The sequence below is a fragment of the Nguyenibacter vanlangensis genome (genome assembly GCF_038719015.1).
GTDB classification, from domain to species: Bacteria; Pseudomonadota; Alphaproteobacteria; order Acetobacterales; family Acetobacteraceae; genus Gluconacetobacter; species Gluconacetobacter vanlangensis.
Map to the genome: position 1 here is coordinate 3,349,488 of NZ_CP152276.1, position 22,774 is coordinate 3,372,261.

Sequence of the window (22,774 nt, forward strand, 5' to 3'; positions counted from 1 at the left end):
GAAAGCACGGCGACGATGGCGTGACGATAGCGCAAGATGGCGGCGGCGTCATGGCGTCCGGGTTTGGGCGTCCGGATTTGGGCGCCCGGATCGGACGCCCAGACTGGCCCCCCGATCAGGCATGGCATGCGTCAGGACCGGCCGGCCCGGCGGGCTGGCGGGCTGGCCTGCGCCGGATCCTCGGGCCAGTCATGGCGGGGGTAGCGCCCGCGCATGTCGCGACGCATGGCGGCCCACCCCCCGGTCCAGAACCCCGCCAGGTCGGCGGTGATCGCCTGCGGCCGGCCGGCGGGCGACAGGAGCGCGATCTGCAGCTTGACCAGCCCGTCGGCCAGGCGGGGCGTCTCCCGCAGGCCGTAGAAGGTCTGTGCCCGCGCCGACGCGGTGGGCACGGGCTGGGTATAATCGACCGGCACCCGACCGCCCGGTAAATCCAGATGCGTCGGCAGCGCCTTGTCCAGCCAGGTCAGAGCGCCGTACTCCACCCGTCCGCGCAGCATGGCCAGCACGTCCAGCGCCGCGACCTCGGACAGGCGAGTCAGGCCGGTCAACCACGGGGCCAGCCAGTCTCCAGCCTCCGCCGCCAGGGCGGCATCCGACAGGTTCGGCAGCTCCGCGTGCCCTGGCAGGGCGCGGGCCAGCGCCACGCGGGCCTGGAATTGCCGCGCCGCCGGGGTCCAGCCCAGGCTGGTGTCCAGCCGATCGGTCACCTGGCGCAGCAGCAATGCCGCGACATCGTCGGGCGAGGCCGCGACCGTGCGGTCGCGCAGCACCAGCGCCCCCAGGCGCAGCCGGCGCCGCGCCAGGACCGATCCGGTCGCCGGGTCCAGCGTCGTCTCCACCTGCTCGGTGGCGCGGCGGCGGATGGAAGGGGGCAGATTGTCGGGGTCCAGCCGGGCCGCCATGCGGATTTCGGCTGCCGTGCGGACATGCAGGGTCGCCACCGCCAGCAGGCCGGCATCGGCCAGCCGGTCGGCCCTGCCCAGCCGCGCGCCGCCGCCGCCCGACAGGCGAAAACTGCCCGGCTCGCCGCGCCGCTGCGCAATCCGGTCGGGGAAAGCCGCTGCCAGCAGCGAGGCGGCGTCGCCGGCCGCCGTAATGCCGCCGCGCAGCCCCAGCCGGCGCCGGTACTGGCCGGCCGCCTGGCGGATCCGGGCCAGCGCCGCACGATCGGCGTCGGCATGATCGCCGCCGGCAATCAGATCCAGCCGCAGGGCGATATCGGCGGGCGGAATCGGTGGCACGCCTGCGCCGCCCGGCCGCGCGTTCGGGGCCGCGCGCGGGCGCAGCGGGTCGCGTTCCTCCAGCAGGGCGGCGATGTCGGCGGCCAGCGCGGCCTCGGCTTCGGTCGTGGCCGCCAGCATCATCGCCGCCAGCCGCGGGTGCGCCCCCAGTGCGGCCATGCGCTCGCCCTCGGGCGTGATGCGCCCGTCCTCGTCCAGGGCGCCCAGAGCGGCCAGCACGCCGCGCGCGGCCTCGAACGCGCCATTGGGCGGGGCGTCGGGCAGCGGCAGTTCCTCGGGCGTTGTGCCCATGGCGGCCTGCCAGGCGGCGCTGTCCAGCCGCAGCCCGGTCAGTTCGGCATCCAGAATCTCGGGCCGGTCATGCGGCGCCATGCCGCGGCCGGTCGCCTCGCTCCACAGCCGCAGCGCCACGCCCGGCCCTTCGCGCCCGGCGCGTCCGGCACGCTGCGCCGCCGCGGCGCGGGAAATCCGCACCGTATCCAGCCGCGGCAGGCCGGTGCCGGGGTCCAGGCGCGGGCTGCGCCGGTAGCCGCCATCGACCACCACCCGCACGCCCGGCACGGTCAGCGACGTCTCCGCGATCGAGGTTGCCAGGATCACCCGCCGGCCCGCATCGGGTTGAGGCCGCAGCACGCGATCCTGCTCGCCCGGCGGCATTTCGCCGTACAGCGGCAGGATGGTGGCCGGTGCGCCGGCCAGCGCCGCCTGGGTCCGACGGATCTCGCCCACTCCTGGCAGGAAGGCAAGGATATCGCCCGCATGCTCGGCCAGCGCGGCGCGGATGGCGCGGGCCATCGCCTCGGGCAGGTCGCGCAGGCGGGTCAGGTCGCGTGGCGCGTGGCGGATCTCGACCGGGAACATCCGCCCCGCGCTTTCGATCAGCGGCGCGTCCATCAGCGCCGACAGCGCGGCCCCGTCCATGGTCGCCGACATCGCCACCAGGCGCAGATCCGGCCGCAGGCTGCGCTGCACGTCCAGACAGAAGGACAATGCGGTATCAGCGTCCAGCGACCGTTCGTGGATCTCGTCCAGGATCACGCAGGAGACGCCGTCCAGCGTCGGATCGGCCAGCAGGCGGCGGACCATCAGCCCCTCGGTCACCACCTCGATGCGCGTGCGGGCCGAAATTGCGGCGTCAAGCCGGGTGCGATAGCCTACCAGCCCGCCGACCTCCTCGCCCAGCAGGCTGCTCATGCGCTGGGCCGCCGCGCGGGCGGCCAGGCGGCGCGGCTCCAGCATCAGGATGCGGCCATCGCCGCGCCAGGGGGCGTCCATCAGGGCCAGCGGCACGGTCGTGGTCTTGCCGGCCCCCGGTGGCGCGACCAGCACGGCGCCAGGGCGCTCGGCCAGGCTGGCGCGCAGGGCTGGCAGGATCGCGGCCACCGGCAGGTCGCTTGGCAGGTCGGCCAGCGTCGGGACGGGATTTTGCAGGTCGCGGTCAGATTCCATATCCTGTTTATGCGTCCGCGGCCTGGAACCGGCAATCGCCGCCTCCCGCCGCCCAGTCTTCCGGAGCCTCGTTTCGTGGTCCCTGCCCGGTCTTCATCCCTCTCCGCCCGCCTGCGCCGATGGTTGCCGGCCCTGCTGTGCCTGCTGGTGCCGGCCATGCCGCCCGCCCATGCCGGAGCGGCGGAAAGCGCCGCGCTGACCACGCCGCGTGACAGCGCCACTCTGGTGACGGATACCGACCGCTACCGGCCCGGCATGCCCCTGCATGTCGGGCTGCATCTGCGCTTGCAACCGGGCTGGCACACCTACTGGCTCAATCCCGGCGACGCGGGTGAGGCCCCGACCTTGGACGTCGCGGCCGAAGGCGGCGCCACCGGCCGGTCAGGCGCCATCGCCTGGCCCACCCCGCGGCGGATCAGCGACGGGCCGCTGATGTCCTATGCCTATATCGGCGACGTGCTTCTGCCGGCCGTCTTGCAGCCCGCGGGAGCGGGCGACGGGCCGATGGTCCTGCGCGCCACTGCCGAATGGCTGGTCTGCGCCAGCGTCTGCGTGCCGGAAAAAGGCAGCTTCACCCTGACCCTGCCGGTCGGCGATCCTGCGCCGTCCGACCAGGCGCCACTCTTTGCCCGGGCCGCCGCGGCCCGGCCTGTGCCCTCGCCCTTCGCCGCGACCATTGCGCCCGACGGCGTGCTGACCTTGACCGGCCAGGGCCTGACCCCGGACGCGGTGCGCGACGCGTGGTTCCTGCCGCAGACCGAGGGAGCGATCGACCAGGACGCGGCCCAGGCCCTGTCCGTGCAGGAAGGCCGGCTGACCCTGGCGCTGAAACCCGCCGATTCGTTCCGCAAGGCTCCGACCCTGGACGGAATCGTGGTGCTGAAGGACCCGGCGGGCGAAGAGCGCGGCCTGGCGGTGTCGGCCGGCTTCGCGCCTGCGGCCGCCGTATCGCCCACCGTTTCGTCCACCGCCCCGGCGGACACGGCGGCGGGCCAAGGCACGGCCCATATTCTGCTTCTGGCCTTCGCCGGCGGCCTGATCCTGAACCTGATGCCCTGCGTGTTTCCCGTCCTGGTGATGAAGGCGATGGCGCTGACCCGCCTGGCCGGCAGCGGCGCATCGGTCAGGCTGGCCGGGGCCGGGTCCTATGCCGCCGGGGTGATCGGGGCATTCGTGCTGCTGGGCGGGGTGACCCTGACCCTGCGCGCGGCCGGTGCGGCGGCGGGCTGGGGGTTTCAGTTCCAGTCGGCGGCCTTCGTGACGGCAGTGTGCTGGCTGCTGTTCGCGGTGGCGTTGAATCTGCTGGGCGTATTCGGCATGGGCAATGCCGTGGCGGCGCTGGGGGGCGGCCCGGTCTCGCGCGCCGGCTATCTGGGTGATGCGATGACCGGCCTGCTGGCGGTACTGGTGGCCACGCCCTGCACCGCACCCTTCATGGGGGTGGCGGTGGCCGGCGCGCTGGCGGCGTCGCCGGTCCTGGCGATGGCGGTGTTCGTCGCCATGGGGGCCGGTCTGGCCGCGCCTTATGTGCTGCTGGCCGGCGTGCCGGGCCTGGCACGTCACCTGCCGCGCCCCGGCGCCTGGATGGATGTCCTGCGCCAGGCGCTGGCCTTTCCGGTGCTGGGGACCTGCGTGTGGCTGGCCTGGGTGCTGGCGCTGCAGCAGGGTGCCGGTGCGGTGGCGGCGCTGGGCAGCGGGTTGGTGCTGGTGGGCCTGGCGGCCTGGCTGACCGGCCTGGCACAAGGTATGACGATGCGCGACGGACCTGCGCGGCGAGTCCGGCTGTGCCGGGCAGTCGCCCTGGCGGCGCTGGCGGTGGCCCTGGCGCTGCTGCCCGGGCTGAATCGGGCCGGGCCGGTGGGCGCGGCGCAGGGCCTTGCCGGCACCGACGGGGCCGAGCCGTTCTCGGCCGCGCACCTGGCGGCGTTGCGGGCCCAGGGGCGGCCGGTCTTCGTCGACATGACGGCGGCCTGGTGCATTTCGTGCCTGGTGAACGAACGGGTGGCCCTGTCATCGACCCCGGTGCAGGACGCTTTCCGCACCCGGCAGGTCGTATACATGAAGGGTGACTGGACCAACCGCGACACCGCGATCGGCGCCTTTCTGCAGGCGCATGGGCGTGCGGGCGTGCCGTTCTATATCTATTTCCCGCCCGGCCACGGACCGGGCCGCGCCCTGCCGCAGATCCTCACGACCGGGCTGGTCCTGGATGCGCTGAAATCCTGACCGGGTGGCCCTGCCCGGTTCAGTATCCGCCGCCGGGCTGGCTCGGCTGGCCCGTCGTTCCGGGCGGCAGGGTCAGATAGCCGGGCTGCGGCGAGAGGACGTGCGGCGCCGGAGGCGTCGAGGGCGCGGCCGCCGCGGCACCGCCGGGCATGCCGGTCGGGAAGATCGCATCGGGCCCGGCACTGACCGGCGGCGCCGGCCGGGGCCGGGGAGCAGGTGCGCGCGCAGGCGCGACGGCAGGGGCCGTCATGGGCGGGGCAGCCACGGCAGGCGCCGCCGAGGCCGGGACAGCAGCAGTCGGAAGAGCCGCACCCGGAACAGCCGCACCCGGAACAGCCGCACCCGGGGCAGGGACCGCCGGAATCGGGCCGGCCGGAACGGGCGCCGAGGGCATGACCGGCGCGCCATAGGGCGCCGGCTCGGGCGTGGCGCCGGGCATGCCCAGCGATTGCTGCTGGATGGCGCCGGGCCCGGCACCCGCCGTATCGACCAGCCAGTCCGCCAGATGGTGGCGGACCTGGAACTCCAGTTCGATATTCATGTCCTTCATCATCTGCTTCGTCAGGTCGTACAGATGGGCCGGCGAGTCCGCGTTGCCGTTGCCGTCGCTGTCCCCCGATCCGGCGGAGAAGTCACGTCGGACATGGGCCTCGGCATAGCCGGTGCGTTGGCCGTTGGCCGAGACGATATCCAGATGCACGTCCATCTCGCCTTCCAGCGAACCGCCCGGCAGGTGCAGGATCGACGCGCGATCGATGGTGAACACCGCGCTGCCCGTGCTGCCTGCCGGCATCAGCCGGTCGGCCGCCATGCGCAGCAGCGCCTGGTCGGGCGGCGTGGGAGCATTGGCCGAGATGTCGCCGGGCACCGACCCCGGCACGCCGTTATCGACGGTGCTGATCGACGCTACGTTCAGGCGCAGTACCGACAGGTAATCATAGCGCAGCGGTGCGAAGCTGGTCGGTGGCGCCTCCTCGCACGCTGCCAGTGGCAGCAACGGGCATGCAAGCAGCAGCAGCATGGGCAACCGGGCAGTCCGGCGGGACGGGCGCATGGATGACCTCTCCAACGTAAGGCGCGACGGGGACGTAGGGGGAACGTGCCGCCCCCGGCCCGGCTGGTCAATCCGTCGCGGACGCCCCGCCGATCTCGGCCCGGCTGAAATGGAAGCTGAGATTGCAGAACTCGCAGCTCATGCTGATCGTTCCATTCTCGGCCATGTGGTCCAGGTCGTCGGTCGAGAACGTCTCCAGGATTCCCGACAGCCGCGCCCGGCTGCACCGGCAGCCGAAGGCCAGCGCCCGGGGGCGGTCGGCGCAGACATCCTCGGAATGGAACAGGCGATAGAGCAGGGCCTCGGGCGCCAGCGCATCGTCCAGCAATTCCGCCTCGGTCACCGTTTCCGCCAGGGTGGTGGCGGTCGCCCAGCTTTCCGCCGGGTCGTCGTCGGGCGTCGTTCGGGCGGCCAGCCCCCCTTCGGTGGCGATGCGCTCCAGGATCAGCGCCGATGCCCGCCAGCCGGCCGAAGTGCGCGCGCAGGCCAGGCGGATCCAGCAATCATGCTGCTCGCTGGTTTCGAAATAATGACCGGCCATGTCCGACAGCGATGCTCCGCGGATCTCGACGATCCCCTGGTGGATGTCGGTGTCGGGTCCCTGGTCGACGGTAAAGGCCAGATAGCCGCGTCCCAGCAGCCGCGAGGCGTCAGCATCCGGGTCGGACGCAGCCAATGCCGCGATCCGCTGCGCGTCGGACCGGGCATGGAAGCGCAGCGCGCCGGCATGCGTGCAATCGGCCACCAGGAACGAGACCGGGCCGTCGCCACGCGCCTGCAGCGAGAAGGAGCCCTGGAATTTCAGCGCCGAGGCCAGCCCGCCGACCAGCGCCAGCGCCTCGCCCGCCAGGCGCAGGACGATCTCCGGGTGGTCGTGCCGGGCCAGCAGCGCATCGGTCAGCGCCCCCACCCGGACCAGCCGCCCGCGCACCGGCCGGCCGGCAAGATAGAAGGGCGTGACTCCCTGGGGAACCACCAGGTCCGGCACGTCGGGCCGGTGCGTGTCGAGAAAGGCGGGCGTGTCGATCATACCATGTCCAGAAATGGGGCCATGCCCGGGGACGCGGGCATGCTTCGGGATGGAGAGGGCGGGATCAGATCCGGGCGCTGATCTCGGCCTCGACGGCCTCCAGCCGGGTTTCGAAGGCGCGCAGGATATCGGGGCGCAGCTTTTCCTTCGCGGCCAGCGCCTTCAGCAGCGCCTGCCGGCAGCGATCATGCCCCGCATCCAGGTCTTCGGTGCGCGGCGCGCCCGCCAGGCAGTCCAGATAGGCATTGCGCAGGATGGTCACGCCCGGCCCGCTGCACGGCAGGGTGGCGAAGGCGGCCTCGACGATCCCTTCGACCCACCCCGGCGTGGCCGGAACCTCCTCGGTGCTTGTGGGGCGCGCGGGGATCTGGGCCGGACCTGTCATCAGGGCTCTTCCTCTCCATAATCCTGCCATTGCGGGCCGCCCATGGCCCAGACCAGCAGCCCCTTCTGGGCATGCAGGCGATTTTCGGCTTCGTCGAATACCACCGATTGCGCGCCCTCGAACACGTCCTCGGTGACTTCCTCGCCGATATGGGCAGGCAGGCAGTGCATGAACAGGGCATCGGGTGCCGCCAGCGCCATCAGCGCCACGTCGACGCAATAGGGCGCGAAGGCGACGCGGCGTTGTTCGGCGTCGCTGTCGGACATGCTGACCCAGGTATCGGTCAGCACGCAGTCGGCCCCGGCGACGGCCTGGCGCGGGTCGGTCGTCACCATGATGTCGGCGCCGCCCTGCCGCGCCCAGGCCAGGGCGTTTTCCGACGGCGCATGGCTGGCCGGGGTGGCCAGGCGCAGCGCGAAGCCGAACAGCCGCGCCGCCTCGATGAACGAGGTGGCGACATTGTTGCCGTCGCCCACCCAGGCCAGGGTCCGGCCCGCGATCGGCCCGCGATGTTCCTCGAACGTCATGATATCGGCCAGGATCTGCACCGGGTGGGAATCCGGCGTCAGCCCGTTGATGACCGGTACGCTGGACCAGCGTGCCAGTTCGCGCAGCGCCGTGGCGTCGCCGGTGCGCAGCACGATGGCATCGACGAAGCGCGACAGCACGCGCGCCGTATCGGCGATCGTCTCGCCCCGGCCCAATTGCATGTCGTTGGGCGACAGCAGGATGACGTCGCCGCCCAACTGCCGCATCCCGACCTCGAACGACACCCGGGTGCGCGTCGACGGCTTGGACAGCATCAGCCCCAGCGCACGGCCCAGCAGCGGCTGGCGCGGATGCAGCGGCCGGGCGCGGCCGCGCTGCATCCGCTTGATGCGGCTGCCCAGATCCAGGATGGCGCGCAGCGTGGCACCGTCGAAATCGCGCAGATCCAGGAAATGCCGCGGCGGCGGCCCGGCCAGAAGCGGAGCGGAGGGCAGGGCATTCATGCCGCGGACTCCTCGGCCACGGACGTCTCGGCGGCCAGATGCGCGCGCAGCCGCTGCGCCGCCCGGCGCAGGCGCTGGCCGGCCTCGGCGCAATCGTCCTCGGTCAGCACCAGCGGCGGCACCAGGCGCAGCACGTTGTCGCCCGCCGTCACGCTCAGCACGCCCTCGTGCATCGCCGCCTCCTGCATCAGCCCGACGGGCACCACGCAGCGCAACCCCAGCATCAGCCCGATCCCCCGCCGCTCGGCGAACAGGTCGGGGAATTCGGTGATCAACCCATCCAGCCGGCCGGCCAGTTGCGCACCGCGTGCCTGCACATCCTGCAGAAATCCGGGGGCCAGCACCACGTCCAGCACCGCGTTCGCCGCCGTGCAGGCCAGCGGGTTGCCGCCGAACGTCGTACCGTGCGAGCCGGGCGTCAGGTGACGGGCCAACGCCTCGGTCGCCAGGATGGCGCCCATCGGAAAGCCGCCGGCGATCCCCTTGGCGGTGGACATCACGTCCGGGGTCACGCCCGACCATTCATGGGCGAACAGCCGGCCGGTCCGGCCCATGCCGGACTGGACCTCGTCCATGCCCAGAAACAGGCCGAATTCGTCGCAGGCCGCGCGCAATTCCTGCAGGAAGCGCGGATCGGCGACGTTGACGCCGCTTTCGCCCTGCACCGGCTCGATCATGATGCCGGCGGTCTCGGCCGTGATCGCGGCGCGTACGGCGTTCATGTTGTTCATCGGCACATGGTCGAAGCCCTCGACCTGCGGGCCGAACCCTTCGAGATATTTAGGGTTGCCGGTCGCCGCCAGCATCGCCAGCGTCCGCCCGTGGAAGGCGCCGTTGAAGCAGATGACGCGGTTGCGCTCGGGGTGGCCGCCGAAGGCCTGGGCGCGGCGGATCATCTTCACCATGCCCTCGTTCGCCTCGGCGCCCGAATTGCAGAAGAAGACGCTGTCGGCGAAGCTGGCGGCGACCAGCCGTTCGGCCAGCCGCTCGGCCTGGGGTACCCGGTACAGGTTCGACACATGCATCACCCGCGCGGCCTGGTCGGCCACCGCCGCGACCAGATGCGGGTGGCCATGCCCCAGCGACGAGGTCGCGATCCCCGCGCCCAGATCCAGGAATCGTCGCCCGTCCGCCGCGTACAGCCAGCAGCCTTCGCCCCGCTCGAATGCGAGGTCGGCACGGTTGTAGGTGGGCATCAGGGCGGGAATCATCGAAAGCCAGGCCTTGTTGTGATGGTTGTGTTCCGGATCGTTCGTCTGCGGAAACACCAAAGGGCCCACACGCCGCAGCGGGCAGGCCTCGGTCTCCGCGCGCATGATGCGGGCGGGCGGCGGCACAAGTCAAATCCTGTCTTGACATGGCCCTCTTTCTGCGCACCCGCCGCGCCGGCGGGGCTTGAAGCCCCCCGGCTGCGTGCCAACGTCACCGACCGTCCCGGGACGCCGGGCAGGACCGTTCGGCGCGGGATCGTCCGTCATGACAGGACGGACACAGGAGACCGGGTCATGAATGCGATTACACTCGTCTTGTCGGGGCTGCTGCTGCTGCTGGGCATCTGGGCCGGCGGCCTGCTGGGTCCCGAGGGCGCACCCATCCATCCTTGGTGGGCTCTGCCGTTCCTCGTCCTGTCGCTATGGATCTTCCTGTCGCTGCGGATGGCCAATGTCTGGCAGAAATTCGTCGTGCTGCGGATGGGGCGCCTGCAGGGCGTCCACGGGCCTGGCCTGTTCATGATCATCCCGGTGATCGACCGCATCGTCGCGATCATCGACGAACGCATCCAGACGACGGGTTTCAACGCCGAGCAGGCACTGACGCGCGACACCGTGCCGGTGAATGTCGATGCCGTGATCTTCTGGCATGTCCGCGATTCCGAGGCCGCGGCGCTGCGCATCACCAATTACCGCGAGGCGATCGACCGGATCGCCCAGACCTCGTTACGCGAGATGATCGGCTCGTCCATGCTGGCCACGCTGCTGTCGGACCGGCGATCCTCGAACGAACAATTGCGCGCCGAAATCGCCGGCAAGATCACGGCCTGGGGGATCGATGTCATGTCGGTCGAAATCCGCGACGTCGCCATTCCCGTGGCGCTGCAGGACGCGATGTCGCGCCAGGCTCAGGCCGAGCGGGAGAAACAGGCCCGCATCATCCTGGGCTCGGCCGAGGCCGAGGTGGCGGCCCGTTTCGTCGACGCGGCCGAAACCTATGCCGGCCATCCGGCGGCCCTGCAATTGCGGGCGATGAACATCATTTATGAGACAACCAAGGAACGCGGCGCGACGATCCTGATGCCGACGACGATGATCGACAGCATGAACCCGGCCGCGGTCGCGGTCCTGTCGGGGGCGGCGGCCCGGACCGAACCCGAGATGCGCACCGCCGCCGAATAACGGCGCAGACGGTCGGACGCGCGGCCGGCGGTATCCGGCCGCGCGCCGCGATCAGTGGCCGTGTGCTGCCAGCCAGGCGGCCAGCGCCGGCTGCGCCCGTGCCGCGATCCCGGCATTGGCCGCGATCAGGTCGACGGCTTTCTTCGCCTGGATCGTGGCGCCGGTCGATGCAGTTACCGACGGGTCCGCCATCAGCGCCTTCGCCACGGCGGGGCTGACCGACTGGCCGGCGATGGTCGGCAGCAGATCCGCCTGCGACCAGGGGGCCAGGTGGCTGCGGATCTGCTTCTGGGTCGCAGGGGCCTGGACCAGGCTCCAGACCAGGTCCGGATTGTCGCTGTCATGGGCGACCACCGCCAGCACGCGCGCGATGCGCCCGTTCGGGATCACGCCGCTATAGGCGATCCGCACTGTCCGCGCGATCAGCGCCGGATCGCGCGCGGCGGCCAGGGCGCGGAAGAAGCGCAGCTTGTCCTCGGTATTGCCCGCCGCCTGCAGCATGCCGGCCAGCGCGTCATAGGTGGCGCTGTCGGCATGGCGTCCGACGACCCAGGTGACCGGGGCGACCATGCTGGCCGGCAGGCTGGCCGGATCGCGGCGATAGGCGGCAAAGCGGCGCTGGGCTTCGGCCGCCACGTCCTGGTCGTCGAACTGGCCCAGGGCCGCAATCACCTCGGGACGCAGCAGCGTATCCAGGAAGGATTCACCCGCGCGCGGCGTCCAGCCCAGGCGCGCCAGTTGCGGCGCCAGCAGGGCGCGGGCAAAGGCGTGGAAGGCCGGACGCGCCGCGCTGCCGCGCGCCAGTTCGTCCAGGGTACGCAGATGGCTGATCGTATCCTGCCAGACCGCGATATTGTCCTCGTGCCGGGCGTTCAGGTCGGCAATCAGGTCCAGCCAGGCCGCCAGCGGCGCCTGCCCAGCCTGGAACAGCGCGAACTGGTCCCCCAGCAGATCGGCCCGGTCGGCGGCGCCGAACCGGGCGAAGGCGGATGCCAGAGCCGTCAGCGACGCGGTGTCATAGGCGGTGCGGTAATAGCCGTTCTCGCCCATATTGGCCTTCAGCGCCTGGCCGCAGCCGGCGAAGGTCAGGCTCTGCGGATGGTCGGGCGTCAGGATCGTGCGCTGCGACGCGATGCCCGGACCGCCGACGGTGACCGGAATGTTCCAGCGCGCCGGTAGTGGATGCGGATCATCGATGCTGAAGCGGCCCTCGGTCAGGGTCAGCGTCGTATTGCCTGCCGTGCAATGGCGCGCCACGCTGACCAGCGGGATGCCCTTCTGTTCGGTAAAGCTTCGGGCGACGCTGGCGACATCCTGGTGCGATACGCCGGACAGGGCGGCCCACAGATCGGCGCTGGTGGTGTTGCCATAGGCATGGGCCTTCATGTAGGCGCGCATGCCGTCGCGGAAGATCTCGGGACCCAGCCAGTCCTCGATCATCCGGATGACCTGCTCGCCCTTCTGATAGCTGATCCGGTCGAAGGCCGTGTCGGCCTCGCTGACGTCATGGATCACTTGCTGGATCGGGTGGGTCGTGGGGTGCGCGTCCTGCGCCATGGCCGCCTCGCGCTCGGCATGTTCGCGCGGCCACATCTGCCAGCCCGGGTTGAAATGATCCGTGGCCTTGGTTTCCATCCAGGTGGCGAAACCTTCGTTCAGCCAGATATTGTCCCACCATCCCATGGTCACCAGGTCGCCGGACCATTGATGCGCCATTTCATGGGCTACGACGATATACACGATCTCCTGCGTGCTGGGCGCGCTGTGCGCCGGGTCGAACAGCAGGTCGTCGTCGATGAAGGTGATGGCGCCCCAGTTTTCCATCGCCCCGGCCTCGTAATTTCCGGGAATGGCGATCAGGTCCAGCTTGGGCAGCGGGTAGGGAACGCCGAAATATGCGTTGTAATAGGGCAGGATCTGCGACGCGGCCTGCAGGGCGTAGCGTCCGTTCTGCTGCTCGCCGGCGGGGGCATACACGTTGATCGGCGTGCCCCCTTCCGTCTTGCCGCTGACCGCGCTCAGGTCGCCCGCGACCAGCGCCAGCAGATAGCTGGCCATGCGCGGCGTGGTGCCGAAGACGACGCGCTTGGCGTCATGGCCGACGGGCGTGGTCGAGACGACGGGCATGTTGCTGATCGCCACGTCATGCGCGGGTAGCGTCGCGGTCAGTTGGAACGTGGCCTTGAAGGCGGGCTCGTCCCAGCCGGGGAACATGCGCCGCGCGTCCGCGACCTCGAACTGCGTGACCAGCATGCGCCGCGTCTTGCCGTCCGGCGCGCGGTAATCGTCGTAATAGATGCCGTTCGGTGTGGCCGGGATCGGACCGCGATAGGCGATCGTCACCATGTGATGCCCGGGGGCGACCGGCCGCGCTGGGGTCAGGGTCGCGGTCTGCGCCTTGTCATCCTGGGTGATGGCGGCGGCTTGACCGTCCACCGTGGCCGAGATCAGCGTCAGGCCCGCCTGGTTCAGCGTGATGCGCGCCACCGGCGCCGACGCGGTGACGTCGATGGTCTCATGACCGTTCAGCATCAGGCGCTTCATGTCGGTCACGATGTCGATGCGATAGGCGCCGGGCACGACATCCTTGGGCAACTGGCCGGGCGCGTGCGCGAAATCGAACGGGGATTCGCCGAGAGCCGGACCCGAGAGCAAGGCCGTGCCGGCCAGCAGCAGGGTGGCGATGGCGGGTTTGTACCGCATGGGAACTCCAGAAAATGGCGGGTTCGGGCGCGGCACATCGTCATGGCGGCGATCATGCCGCCGCATGCGGGATGCCCTGGGGCAGCCCGCCTGTTCCCGAACCCGGGAATGCAGGACAGCGTATCCCCCGTAAAGGAGGATACGCCGTATGAACAGGGCAGGGACTTAGAAGGAAGCCCGGACGGTGAACATGATGGTCGCAGGCATGCCCGGCAGGCCGTCGGCGAATTGCGGGGTGCACCCGTAATTGCTGACCGCGTTGCCGGCAAAGCCCGTGGTGCCCGGCGGGTTGCTGGTGAAGGTGCCGCAGGACGCCGGCGAGATCTGCCGGTATTTGTACTGCCAGTAGAACGTGTTGAACAGGTTCTGCACGTTCAAGTCGAAATCGACCTTCTTCAACGGACCAAGCTCATGCACCGGCATGGCGTAGTTGACGTCGAGGTTGAAGATTACGAACGGCGCGATCCCGCCGTTTGGATCCATCGTCGTGGCACCGGCCGTGGTGTTGTAATAATCATAGGTGCCATAACCACCCGTCGTGCCTGGAATCGGACCGATATTCTGGAACCCGGTCAGGTCGTACGTCGTGTACTGATGGCCGGTATAGCGCCCGGTCAGGTTGACGTTCAGGTCGTCACCCCGGCGCAGCAGGTTGCGCTTGTTGTAGTCGACGCTGAACTGCGCCAGCCACTGCGGAATGCCCGAAACATGGCTGCCGCGCTGGGCGATGCCGAACTGGTCTTCCTGGACCGTCACGGACGCCTCGTACGTCTTCAGGTACCGCGCGCTGTTATGCGAGAAATTGCCCGAGAACGTCCAGGTGCTGTTCGGACGCCACATCAGCGTGACTTCCTGGCCGCGCATCAGGCGCTGGCCGGAGTTCGTATACAGCGCATCGCCGGCCTGTGGTCCGGACTGGTACTGGAAGAACCCGAAATCACGGTCGACCTTCTGATAGTAGTAATCGGCCGAGAACAACCAGTGGGACGTGTTGTACTTCACGCCGCCTTCATACATATGCACGATCGACGCGCTGGGCGGAGAGCCGATCACGCTGGGCGAGAAATCGCTGGTGGGGGCATAAAGTGCCGAGGTGCCGGCACTGCCGTAGAACGATACACCTTTCAGGGCCGGCGCGATCTTGTCCAGGTCGTAGGTCACGTTGACGAACGGCAGGAACTCGCGGTCCCATTTATGATTTCCGAACGGACCGTAATTGCAGGTATTGGCCTGACAATAGGGAGTCGCCAGCGTCGCCGCGGACGGAGTGCCGAAAACCTGATATCCCGTGCTGTACGCGGTCTTGGTACCCTGCAGGGTAAAGCCCGGGGTGATATGCAGCGTGTTGTGCAGCAAATCGATCTTGTCCTGCAGATAGCCGGAGAAGATCGTACGCTGCTGCCCGCCGCCGAGACCGCCGCCCTGATTCGGGGCACCTGCGACGTCGTTTATCGCATCATGCGGGACGGGCTGGGTAATGCCGTAATAGACCGGCGTATTCAACTGCGTCTCGCGCGCCACCAGGCCGCCGATATGGATCGTGTTCCGGATGCCCCAGAATTCCGGCACGAGGATGGAAACGCGCGGCTGAATCCCGTACGTGTCCGTGTGCAGCGTCTGGGTATAGGCGTTATAGCCGCAGGGGCTGGTCTGACCGGCCGCTGCCCATTGCGCCACAACCGAAGCCGGACAGGCCGGGCTGTTATTGTACATGGCATTGCCATCGTACGTTACGGCGCCAGGCTGATAGGCGGGGTTGCCGTAGCCGTACAGACCCTGTTCGCCGAAGCCGGCGATGGTCTGGTTGAACGGATTGGCGCCTCCGACCGTGAAGGGCGTGTCGCCGCCATTCGGCGCGAACAGGGCCGGGTTGGCGTATTCCTCGGTCGTCGAGTTGGAGTAGCGATAGAATCCGCTCAGTCCAACATTGATATAATCGTTGATGTAGGTGTCATTCTTCAGCATCAACGTGAAATAGTCGTTGTTCTGGCGGAAATATTCCTGATCCGGCGAGTAATTGCTGAAATTGCCGTTCTGCTGCAGGTACGGCATCGGAATCGGTTCCGGCGTAATCAGGCCGCTGCCGGTATTGTACAGCACCGTCGCCTGGAACATCGACTGGCCCTCGTCATAGGGCTTGTCGAGGGCCGCTTCGAACGAGTTGTAGCGGGCCGGCGTATAGTCGATGAAGCCCTTGGTCTGCATGTTGTCGTACTGCACCATGACCTTGGGCGCATCGACGCCCCGGCCCAGCGCGCCGTCAAGCTGCCCGGAATCGACCTTGAAGCCTTCCCGCCAGGTGCCGAACGATCCTACGCCACCGTACACATCCACGCCGAACTTGTCCGCGGGTCGCAGCGAGTGATACGCCACCGTGCCGCCGATCGTGCCGAAGGTCGACTGGTCGGGATAGGCCACGCCGGGATAGACCGAAACGCCGCTGATCTGGTCCTGGGTGAACGGGGCCGCGATGATGTTCTGCAAGAATGCGCCGCTGCCGCCCTGCAGCAGGTCCTGCATCGGCATGCCGTCCAGCGTATTGGCGGCTTCCAGCCCGCGCGTACCGCGGATCGACATTACGGGTTCGTTATTGCCGATGCCCTGCTGATAGGTATAGACCGACGGCGCGTTACGCAGCAGCGAGACGATATTGCCCGCGGCACCGCTCATGCGGATCTGGGTCTGCCCGATTTCCGTCACCGCGCTGGGTGAATCCTGTTCGCGCAGCAGGCGGCGCTGGGCGCGGATCATGATGGATTCCATCTGGTCCGGCGGTGCGGTGTTGGCCGCGACGGTTGTCGCCACGGCCGGGGCGGCAACCGGTGCCGCCGCAGGAACCACATGCGCCGCCCCGGCCACGGGCTTGGCCGCCGCATGGTGGCGGGCCGTGCTCTTGTGGTGATGGGTCGGGGGCGTGGCGGTGGTCACGGGGGCCGTCTGGGCGGCGGCCAGGGCCGGAATCGCCGCCGCGGCGATCAGCGCCGTGGCGCCCAGCAGCAGGGCGCGGCTGCCCGGGCGGGTTTCAATGAAAGCCGGATAGCGCCGTCGCTTCCGGACCTGACCAGGTACCGCAAGGGTACGCTGACGCGGTGTTTCGCCGTATAAGGCCATGAAATACCTGCATTGAAGTTGAGACGAAGAAATAGCTCGAGCGATGCTCCGGGACGCATATGCGCCCAACTCGTAACAAGAAGGCAACATGGGTGGAACGGATTGTGTTGAAATTGTCCACACGTGGCATTTTAGCAACATTGAGCCGGATGGAAAACATATGAAATGATACAAAGATAAAGTGTATATCTTTATTTTTTTAAAAATTTCCCAGAATTTTTTTTCGACTGTGTATCATATTATATATGATTTTAGTGGCAATTCCGCACGAATCGGTCGGACGCGCAGTGCTATCTGTTATTTTTGCAACGCTGGTTCCGGCTAGGGAGCGCCGGCCCCGCTCCCCGCACACGGACTGGGGCAATCCAAAAGCCCATTCCCTTGTGAATGAACGTGATTCTCCTAACGAATCAGATTTAAAATTAATAAATTTAAATTAAATAAATTATCCACAATAATATTTGTCGTCCGAGAGAATTTTTTCTTTGCAGGGCTTATAAATTCTCATCTAGAAATTAATTATAATTAATTTTTACATTTATCTGTTCGGTCACGCACTCCGCGTACCCACGAGGTAGAAGAGCGTGTCAGATGCGGGATCGTCGCCTGTAATGCCTAAAGGCAGTCATCCAGGGGCAGCAGGGTATGGCGGCGGAACGCCACGACGATTGCTTCTTCTTCGATCGACAGGACAGTTGAAGAAGGCACCTTCGGGTCGGTGCGTCGATCTGACAGACCGCTCCGGCCCTTCCATTTGGCAGGCCGCGGTTGCCGGAGTGGGTTTCAATAAGAGTCGGATAGCGCCGTCGCTTCCGGATCTGACCGGGTACCGCAATGCTACGCTAACGCAGCGTTTCGCCATATAAGGCCATGAAATGCCTGCATTGAAGTTGAAAGGAAAATAAAAAACTGCGAATCTCTCTCCATGAGCATATGCGCCCAACTCGTAACGAGAACGGCATGCAGCAAGCGCTTGCTGGGACTAATGCGTGTGGCCGGGAAGGGGGCGCGGCGGCATGCCCGCGAAGGTCACCAGGCTCTGGGCACCGTTCGCCGAAACAGAAGATACGCCGAAGAAATGATCGTCGATATTGACATTCTTGAGGACGAGCGACGTCGCGCCGGCCGGCGCGACGTGATGGTCTGTCCAGGCAGTGCCGTCGGCCAGGCGCCAACTGACCCGATAGGATGCGGCGCCCGGCACCGACGCCCAGGTCACGGTGGTGTCGTCGGACAGCGCGCCGGTGATCGTCGCCTTGACCGGTGCGGCGGGGGCGGATGCCAGGTTGGACAGTACGATCATGTTCAACGCTGTCACCCGCGCGAGATACGGGAAGTCCACAAAATCGATCGTGTCACCGTAGAAGCGCCCGTCTTCCACCCGCACGCGCTGATGCTGGCGGTCATAATCCTCCACCGCTTCGGTGAAGCGAACGGCGGGGAAGCCTTCAGCCAGGAAGGGAATATGGTCACCACCGCGCATGAAGCGGTCCGGCCGCCGTACCGCCCGCACCATCAACCCGATGGCCGGATGCGCCGCTGCTTGTGCCACGATGGCCTTGGCCAATGCACGCGAGGGGGAATCATCCTCGCCGCCCGTCGCACGCTGCGTCTTGATGTCAGTGGTATCGGCGGCAGTCTGGATTCCTTCGCTGAACACGCGGACGCGATTGTCGACATGTTCGCCACCGATCCCGTGGGTGTTGCCGACGATGTCGTTGTTCAGCACGCTGGCGACCTGCCATCCTCGAGCTTTCACGGTACGGGCCAGAAGTTCGCCGCCCCATAATCCCTGTTCCTCGCCCGACAAGACGGCATAGATGATCGTCGCCGGGAAATGTCGCCGTGACAGCAGGCGCGCGGCCTCCATCACTAGGGCCACACCCGACGCGTCGTCGTTGGCGCCCGGTGCGTCGGTGGTCGCATCCATCACGTCATTGACGCGGCTGTCGATATGGGCCTCCACGATTACCACCCGATCGGGATCCGTCATGCCTTTCTGGATGGCCAGCACGTCCTCGATCCGCACCCCATCCGGAGCGCGCGGTCCGGTGAACCGGTCGCCGATCGTCTCGATCGTCAGGCATCGGCCGCAAACGGCGCTGTCTGCCATGAAGCGGTCCGCGACCCAGCGCCGTGCCGCGCCGATCCCTCGGTGGTCATCTGTTGTGGTGGACAATGTATGCCGCGTGCCGAACCTGACCAGTGCCGCCACCGTCTGGCGCAGCCTTGCCTGGTCCGGGTGCGGTATGTCGTTCGCCGCCGCCAGGCTGGATCCGGCAGGCGTCACGGATCCCGCCAATCCACACCCCAGCATGGCAAAGGCGGTAAGAAAGGTCAGGGACACACGCCTGCTGCGTGGACTGTCGTCAAGGTAGGATCCAATAGCGCGTTTCATTTCTTCACCATTTCTTTCTTTCACTCCGCGCCGTAACCGCCTGTTCACGGCGGGCTAAGCAGAACGGCGCGCCCCGAACAGACGCGCCGTCCGCCAGACTCCGGCACGACCCACGGGCTGCACCGGTCCATGTGGCTCCGCTTCACGATCGCCCCGCTTTAATGACGGAGGGAGGTATGCGAAATGCGATGTTGACAAGGTCAGAAGTTCACGCCGGCCTGTGCCCAGATATAGCGGCCGATGAACAGGTTGGAATAAAGCCCCGAGGCGCTGTTTTCCGTCGAATCCTGCACGAATGGTGGGTTCTTGTTTAGAATATTATTGACACCAGCGGTAAATTTCCAGCGACGGAAATTATAGCCGACCGACACGTCATGGGTGAAGATGCCAGGCGTGTGCGTGTAGCCATAGAGCGGCCCATTGCCGGCAGCGATCGACTGCGCGTTATAGGTCGCAAGGTCGGTCTGTCCGTCGTTCCACTGCATGCCGCCCATATACTGCATCATGTAGGTGAAGCTGAACGCGCCGTGCATCCAGGTCGCGGTCGCGTAGTCGCGCACGCGGGGTTGGCCGTTGCCTGTCGTATACATCAAGCGGCCGGCTAGATTGTCCCACGCGCCGCCAGGTTCGAACTGTTCCAGATAGCTGACCAACTGCTGGTAATTGTTATGCAGGACGAACACATCCTCCGGCGTGACGCGAATGCGGTAATCCAGGTCGAAATCGATCCCGCTGGTCCGCAAGCCACCGACATTCGTGTCGATCGTCGAAAGGTCGTTGATTTGGTCCGTCAGCGCTGATCGGTCGATCTGGTTGCAGTATTTCGGGTTGTTATACTGATAGCACTGGTTCGCGACATATTGCGGCGACAGCGCGGCGATCATGTTCTTCAGCGTGTAGTGCCAGTATTCGACCGAAGCCGACAGGCCAGGCGTCCAGCGCGGAGTGATGACGGTGCCGACGGTATAGGTGCGGCCGGTTTCCGGCTTCAGGCTGGCATTGCCGCCGACCAGCGACGGAATCTGGCCGGAATTGGCATCGACCAGCGTCTGCGGGTTGACCACGCCGTGCTTCATGCAGTTCGCGATGACGGTCGCGCTGATCGCATAGCTGCCGCCCGCACAGGGATCGTTGCCCGCCAGATAGCTCAGGCCTTGGCCGCCATAGAGTTCATAGACATTCGGCTGACGGAAGGACGTGCCGAGCGTAGCGCGGAAGCGGATGTCACGGATCGGCGCCCAGTTGATGGATACCTTCCAGTTCTCGGTGCTGCCAAACGTGTTGTAGGAGGAGAAACGCCCCTGGCCGTCGATCGTCAGGTCATGCGCGAAGGCGACATCGTGCAAAAGCTGCGCCTTGCCTTCCAGATAGGCTTCGTTGACATTGAAGCCGCCGCCTGTGTACTGGCTGGTATTCGTCATGCTCAGCCCGGCGGCCGCCAGCGGGTCCGGGTTATAGTTCAGCTGTTCGCTGCGATGTTCCATGCCCAGCGCGATACCGAACGCTCCACCACCGGCCCACGGCATCGTCGCGACCTTGTCGTTGTGGATGCGCACGTTCAGGTCGCGCATCTGATATGATCCACCGTCATGGGTGGTATAGTTGATATAGTTGATCTGCTGCGGCGTCAGGCGCGAGAACGCGTTCGTCACCAACTGGCAGCCTGCGGAGGCTTGGCAGACCGCGGGGTTGTACGTCACCGCGCTGTTCGGATCCGACGGGTCGAGCTGCTGGATCCCGTAGGAGTTCATCAGGTTCTGATAGCTGCCGATATTCTCGCCCTGGTCAGCGTACTGGTTGGCGCCGTACGTGTAGGAAACGTCGTACATCCAGTGATGGGTGATTTCACCCTGGACGCCGAACTTTCCGGTCACGGTATCGGTCTGGCTTTCGAACCGGCGGTCGCCCAGTTCGATCAGGCGGCGGTACAGATAGACGTCCTGCGGCGCGCCCGAATACAGGCCGCTGAGCGTGGCCAGGCCGTTGGGGCCGGTCGGGTTGTAGGGGGCGTTCGCCGGCAGGATGAAGGCGTTCGGCAGGTTGGAGGGAGGAACGCTGCCGGACGTCGGTTCGCCCGCCAGGGTGACGGCGGTGGCACGGTGCGAATACAGCGCAGTGGCATAGACCGAGAAATGCCGGTTGATGTCGTAGTGGAAATCGCCGTTCGCCGTGGCATCCTGATAAGCGTTCGAAATCCACTGCTGTGACCCATAGTTGTAACGGTCGGCATCCGTGAAGTTATGGATGCTGGTACCGTTGTTACTAGTCGACCATTCGTAGTTGCCGTCCGCCGTGAAGATGTTGCCGCCGGGCGGAATGGATGAGCCATAGGCTTGCTGGCCCGTGGGATTGTTGGTAACCGCCACCGGAGTGGCCCAGGGCCGATCGCGCTGCGGCACACCGCCCACGGTCTCGTACTGGGCGAAGATGGTGATGTTGCCCTTGTCGTGATCGAAGTTGAAGCCCTTGTAGCCCGAGATCATGCCCGTCCGGTCATCGCCCTGGTCGGTGATGCCACCGCGAACGGTGATGTTCGCGTCGTTCATGTTGTGCTTGAGCTTGATGTTGATGACGCCCGACACGGCGTCGGCGCCATACAGTTCCGAACCGCCATCCTTCAGGATTTCGACGCTCTGAACGGCCTGAATCGGAATAGTATTCAGATCCACGCAGGAATTTTCACCGTTCAGCGACGTGCGCTTGCCATCGATTAGAACCAGGACGCGGTTCTGGCCCAGGTTACGCAGGTCGGCGCAGGCCGCGCCAGCGGTGCCGTTGGTCTGGCTGTTATACGTGCCGCCCGATCCCATCGAGGGCAGGCGCTGCAGGTAGTCGCCCATCGACGTCGCGCCGGTCTGTTGGATCTGTGTCGCGGTGATAATCTGGACGGGGTCGGCTCCCTGATTGGCCGAGGTGGACAGCATCGAACCCGTGACGACGACCGCTTCCGGTGCCGCCGCGTCGACCAGTCGCGGACTGGCCGCGGCGAGATTCGTGAACGAGCGGGCCGGGATCGGCGCGGCCATGGTTGCAGGCGCGGCCGAAGGCATCACATGCGTCGTCCTGGCCATCGGCTTGGCTGGCACATGGTGGTGGGTCGTGCTTTTGTGCTGGTGGGTCGGGGTCGGGGTGATCGCAGGAGCCGTCTGGGCAGTGGCCAGGGCCGGAATCGCCGCCGCGGCGATCAGCGCCGTGGCGCATGGCAGCAGGCCGCGATTGCCCGGACGGGTTTCATCGAGAGTTGGATGGCGTCGTCGCTTCCTGACCCGGTCGGGCGCCGCAAGTGCATGTTGACGCCGTGTTTCACTGCATAAGGCCATGAAATACCTGCATTGAAGTTGAAAGGAAAAAATAAAAAACGCGAGCGAAGCTCCAGGACCATATGCTCCGGGTTCGCAACGAAATTGCAACATCCTGCGTCCATCATGTGTCGAAAAATGTCCACAGGTTGCATTTTCGCAACGTACGTATTGCGCATTATGAAACGAGATGTATGAAATCAGTATGTTATGTAATTACTTTATAACTTTTGTACAATCCCTGGGCCGCGAAGCCGCGCTACGTAGCGGAATGGGTTGGTTTGCAATAGGATTGATTGCGAAATAATAAAATTATTTTTATGGAATTATTTTTTCAAGGCACTTAAAAACTCTACTGCCGTCGAGGATTGTCCATCCCCAACCGTCATTTCGATCATGGCCGGAAATCAACCGGATAGATAACCCAATTACGACATGCCCATACTTGGCGTGGCTCTTTCGTTGCGAATGCCACCAGGCAAGCCGCGCC

The 22,774-nt window shown here is 66.4% G+C and carries 12 protein-coding genes; 2 read left to right on the plus strand and 10 right to left on the minus strand.

From position 1 onward, the window contains the following. Nucleotides 1-131: 131 nt before the first annotated feature. Nucleotides 132-2,693: an ATP-dependent helicase HrpB gene (hrpB, locus tag AAC691_RS15730; protein ID WP_342627600.1), complete on the minus strand. Its 2,562-nt coding sequence runs from the start codon at nt 2,691-2,693 to the stop codon at nt 132-134. A gap of 156 nt (nt 2,694-2,849) precedes the next feature. Here hrpB and AAC691_RS15735 point away from each other — a divergent pair, with 156 nt between their 5' ends. Then, nucleotides 2,850-4,919, plus strand: a complete 2,070-nt coding sequence (locus AAC691_RS15735; RefSeq protein ID WP_342630244.1) for a thioredoxin family protein — start codon at nt 2,850-2,852, stop codon at nt 4,917-4,919. Between the two features lie 19 nt (nt 4,920-4,938). Here the strand turns inward: AAC691_RS15735 and AAC691_RS15740 are convergent, their stop codons facing one another. The 5 genes from AAC691_RS15740 to AAC691_RS15760 form a co-directional block, all read right to left on the minus strand. Next, on the minus strand, nt 4,939-5,973 hold the full coding sequence (locus AAC691_RS15740) for a hypothetical protein (protein WP_342627601.1): 1,035 nt from the start codon (nt 5,971-5,973) through the stop codon (nt 4,939-4,941). 67 nt (nt 5,974-6,040) lie between these two features. Further along, nucleotides 6,041-7,003: an Hsp33 family molecular chaperone HslO gene (locus AAC691_RS15745; RefSeq protein ID WP_342627602.1), complete on the minus strand. Its 963-nt coding sequence runs from the start codon at nt 7,001-7,003 to the stop codon at nt 6,041-6,043. 64 nt (nt 7,004-7,067) lie between these two features. Continuing rightward, entirely contained in the window at nt 7,068-7,388 is a 321-nt protein-coding gene (locus AAC691_RS15750; protein WP_176640762.1) for a hypothetical protein, read from the minus strand. Further along, nucleotides 7,388-8,380, minus strand: coding sequence for an ornithine carbamoyltransferase (argF, locus tag AAC691_RS15755; protein ID WP_342627603.1), 993 nt, complete (start codon nt 8,378-8,380; stop codon nt 7,388-7,390). Before argF ends, AAC691_RS15750 begins: the two co-directional genes overlap by 1 nt. Continuing rightward, nucleotides 8,377-9,591 carry an aspartate aminotransferase family protein gene (locus AAC691_RS15760; protein WP_342630245.1) on the minus strand — a complete coding sequence of 405 codons (1,215 nt, stop codon included), beginning with the start codon at nt 9,589-9,591 and terminating at the stop codon, nt 8,377-8,379. The genes argF and AAC691_RS15760 overlap by 4 nt, the downstream gene beginning before the upstream one ends. Before the next feature lie 294 nt (nt 9,592-9,885). Between AAC691_RS15760 and AAC691_RS15765 the strand changes: the two genes are divergently transcribed. After that, nucleotides 9,886-10,773: a slipin family protein gene (locus AAC691_RS15765; RefSeq protein WP_342627604.1), complete on the plus strand. Its 888-nt coding sequence runs from the start codon at nt 9,886-9,888 to the stop codon at nt 10,771-10,773. 51 nt (nt 10,774-10,824) lie between these two features. On the opposite strand, the gene AAC691_RS15770 is transcribed toward AAC691_RS15765, so the two are convergent. The 4 genes from AAC691_RS15770 to AAC691_RS15785 all read right to left on the minus strand — a co-directional run bounded on the left by AAC691_RS15770 (nt 10,825) and on the right by AAC691_RS15785 (nt 22,305). Next, nucleotides 10,825-13,476 (minus strand): M1 family metallopeptidase, encoded by a 2,652-nt coding sequence (locus AAC691_RS15770; protein ID WP_342627605.1) that lies wholly within the window; start codon nt 13,474-13,476, stop codon nt 10,825-10,827. A 165-nt stretch (nt 13,477-13,641) separates the two neighbouring features. Continuing rightward, complete coding sequence (locus AAC691_RS15775; protein WP_342627606.1) at nt 13,642-16,587, minus strand: TonB-dependent receptor domain-containing protein; 2,946 nt, start codon at nt 16,585-16,587, stop codon at nt 13,642-13,644. A 982-nt stretch (nt 16,588-17,569) separates the two neighbouring features. Then, a complete protein-coding gene (locus AAC691_RS15780; RefSeq protein ID WP_342627607.1) occupies nt 17,570-18,877 on the minus strand; it encodes a M28 family metallopeptidase in 1,308 nt (435 codons plus the stop codon). Nucleotides 18,878-19,185: 308 nt separating this feature from the next. Continuing rightward, a complete protein-coding gene (locus tag AAC691_RS15785) occupies nt 19,186-22,305 on the minus strand; it encodes a TonB-dependent receptor domain-containing protein (RefSeq protein ID WP_342627608.1) in 3,120 nt (1,039 codons plus the stop codon). Between the last annotated feature and the right edge of the window lie 469 nt (nt 22,306-22,774).

Coding starts and splice junctions, on each gene's coding strand:
- AAC691_RS15765 (WP_342627604.1), top strand. CDS start 9,886: ATGAATGCGATTACACTCGTCTTGTCGGGGCTGCTGCTGCTGCTGGGC.
- AAC691_RS15770 (WP_342627605.1), bottom strand. CDS start 13,476: ATGCGGTACAAACCCGCCATCGCCACCCTGCTGCTGGCCGGCACGGCC.
- AAC691_RS15785 (WP_342627608.1), bottom strand. CDS start 22,305: ATGGCCTTATGCAGTGAAACACGGCGTCAACATGCACTTGCGGCGCCC.
- AAC691_RS15740 (WP_342627601.1), bottom strand. CDS start 5,973: ATGCGCCCGTCCCGCCGGACTGCCCGGTTGCCCATGCTGCTGCTGCTT.
- AAC691_RS15760 (WP_342630245.1), bottom strand. CDS start 9,591: ATGATTCCCGCCCTGATGCCCACCTACAACCGTGCCGACCTCGCATTC.
- AAC691_RS15775 (WP_342627606.1), bottom strand. CDS start 16,587: ATGGCCTTATACGGCGAAACACCGCGTCAGCGTACCCTTGCGGTACCT.
- AAC691_RS15750 (WP_176640762.1), bottom strand. CDS start 7,388: ATGACAGGTCCGGCCCAGATCCCCGCGCGCCCCACAAGCACCGAGGAG.
- argF (WP_342627603.1), bottom strand. CDS start 8,380: ATGAATGCCCTGCCCTCCGCTCCGCTTCTGGCCGGGCCGCCGCCGCGG.
- hrpB (WP_342627600.1), bottom strand. CDS start 2,693: ATGGAATCTGACCGCGACCTGCAAAATCCCGTCCCGACGCTGGCCGAC.
- AAC691_RS15735 (WP_342630244.1), top strand. CDS start 2,850: ATGCCGCCCGCCCATGCCGGAGCGGCGGAAAGCGCCGCGCTGACCACG.
- AAC691_RS15745 (WP_342627602.1), bottom strand. CDS start 7,003: ATGATCGACACGCCCGCCTTTCTCGACACGCACCGGCCCGACGTGCCG.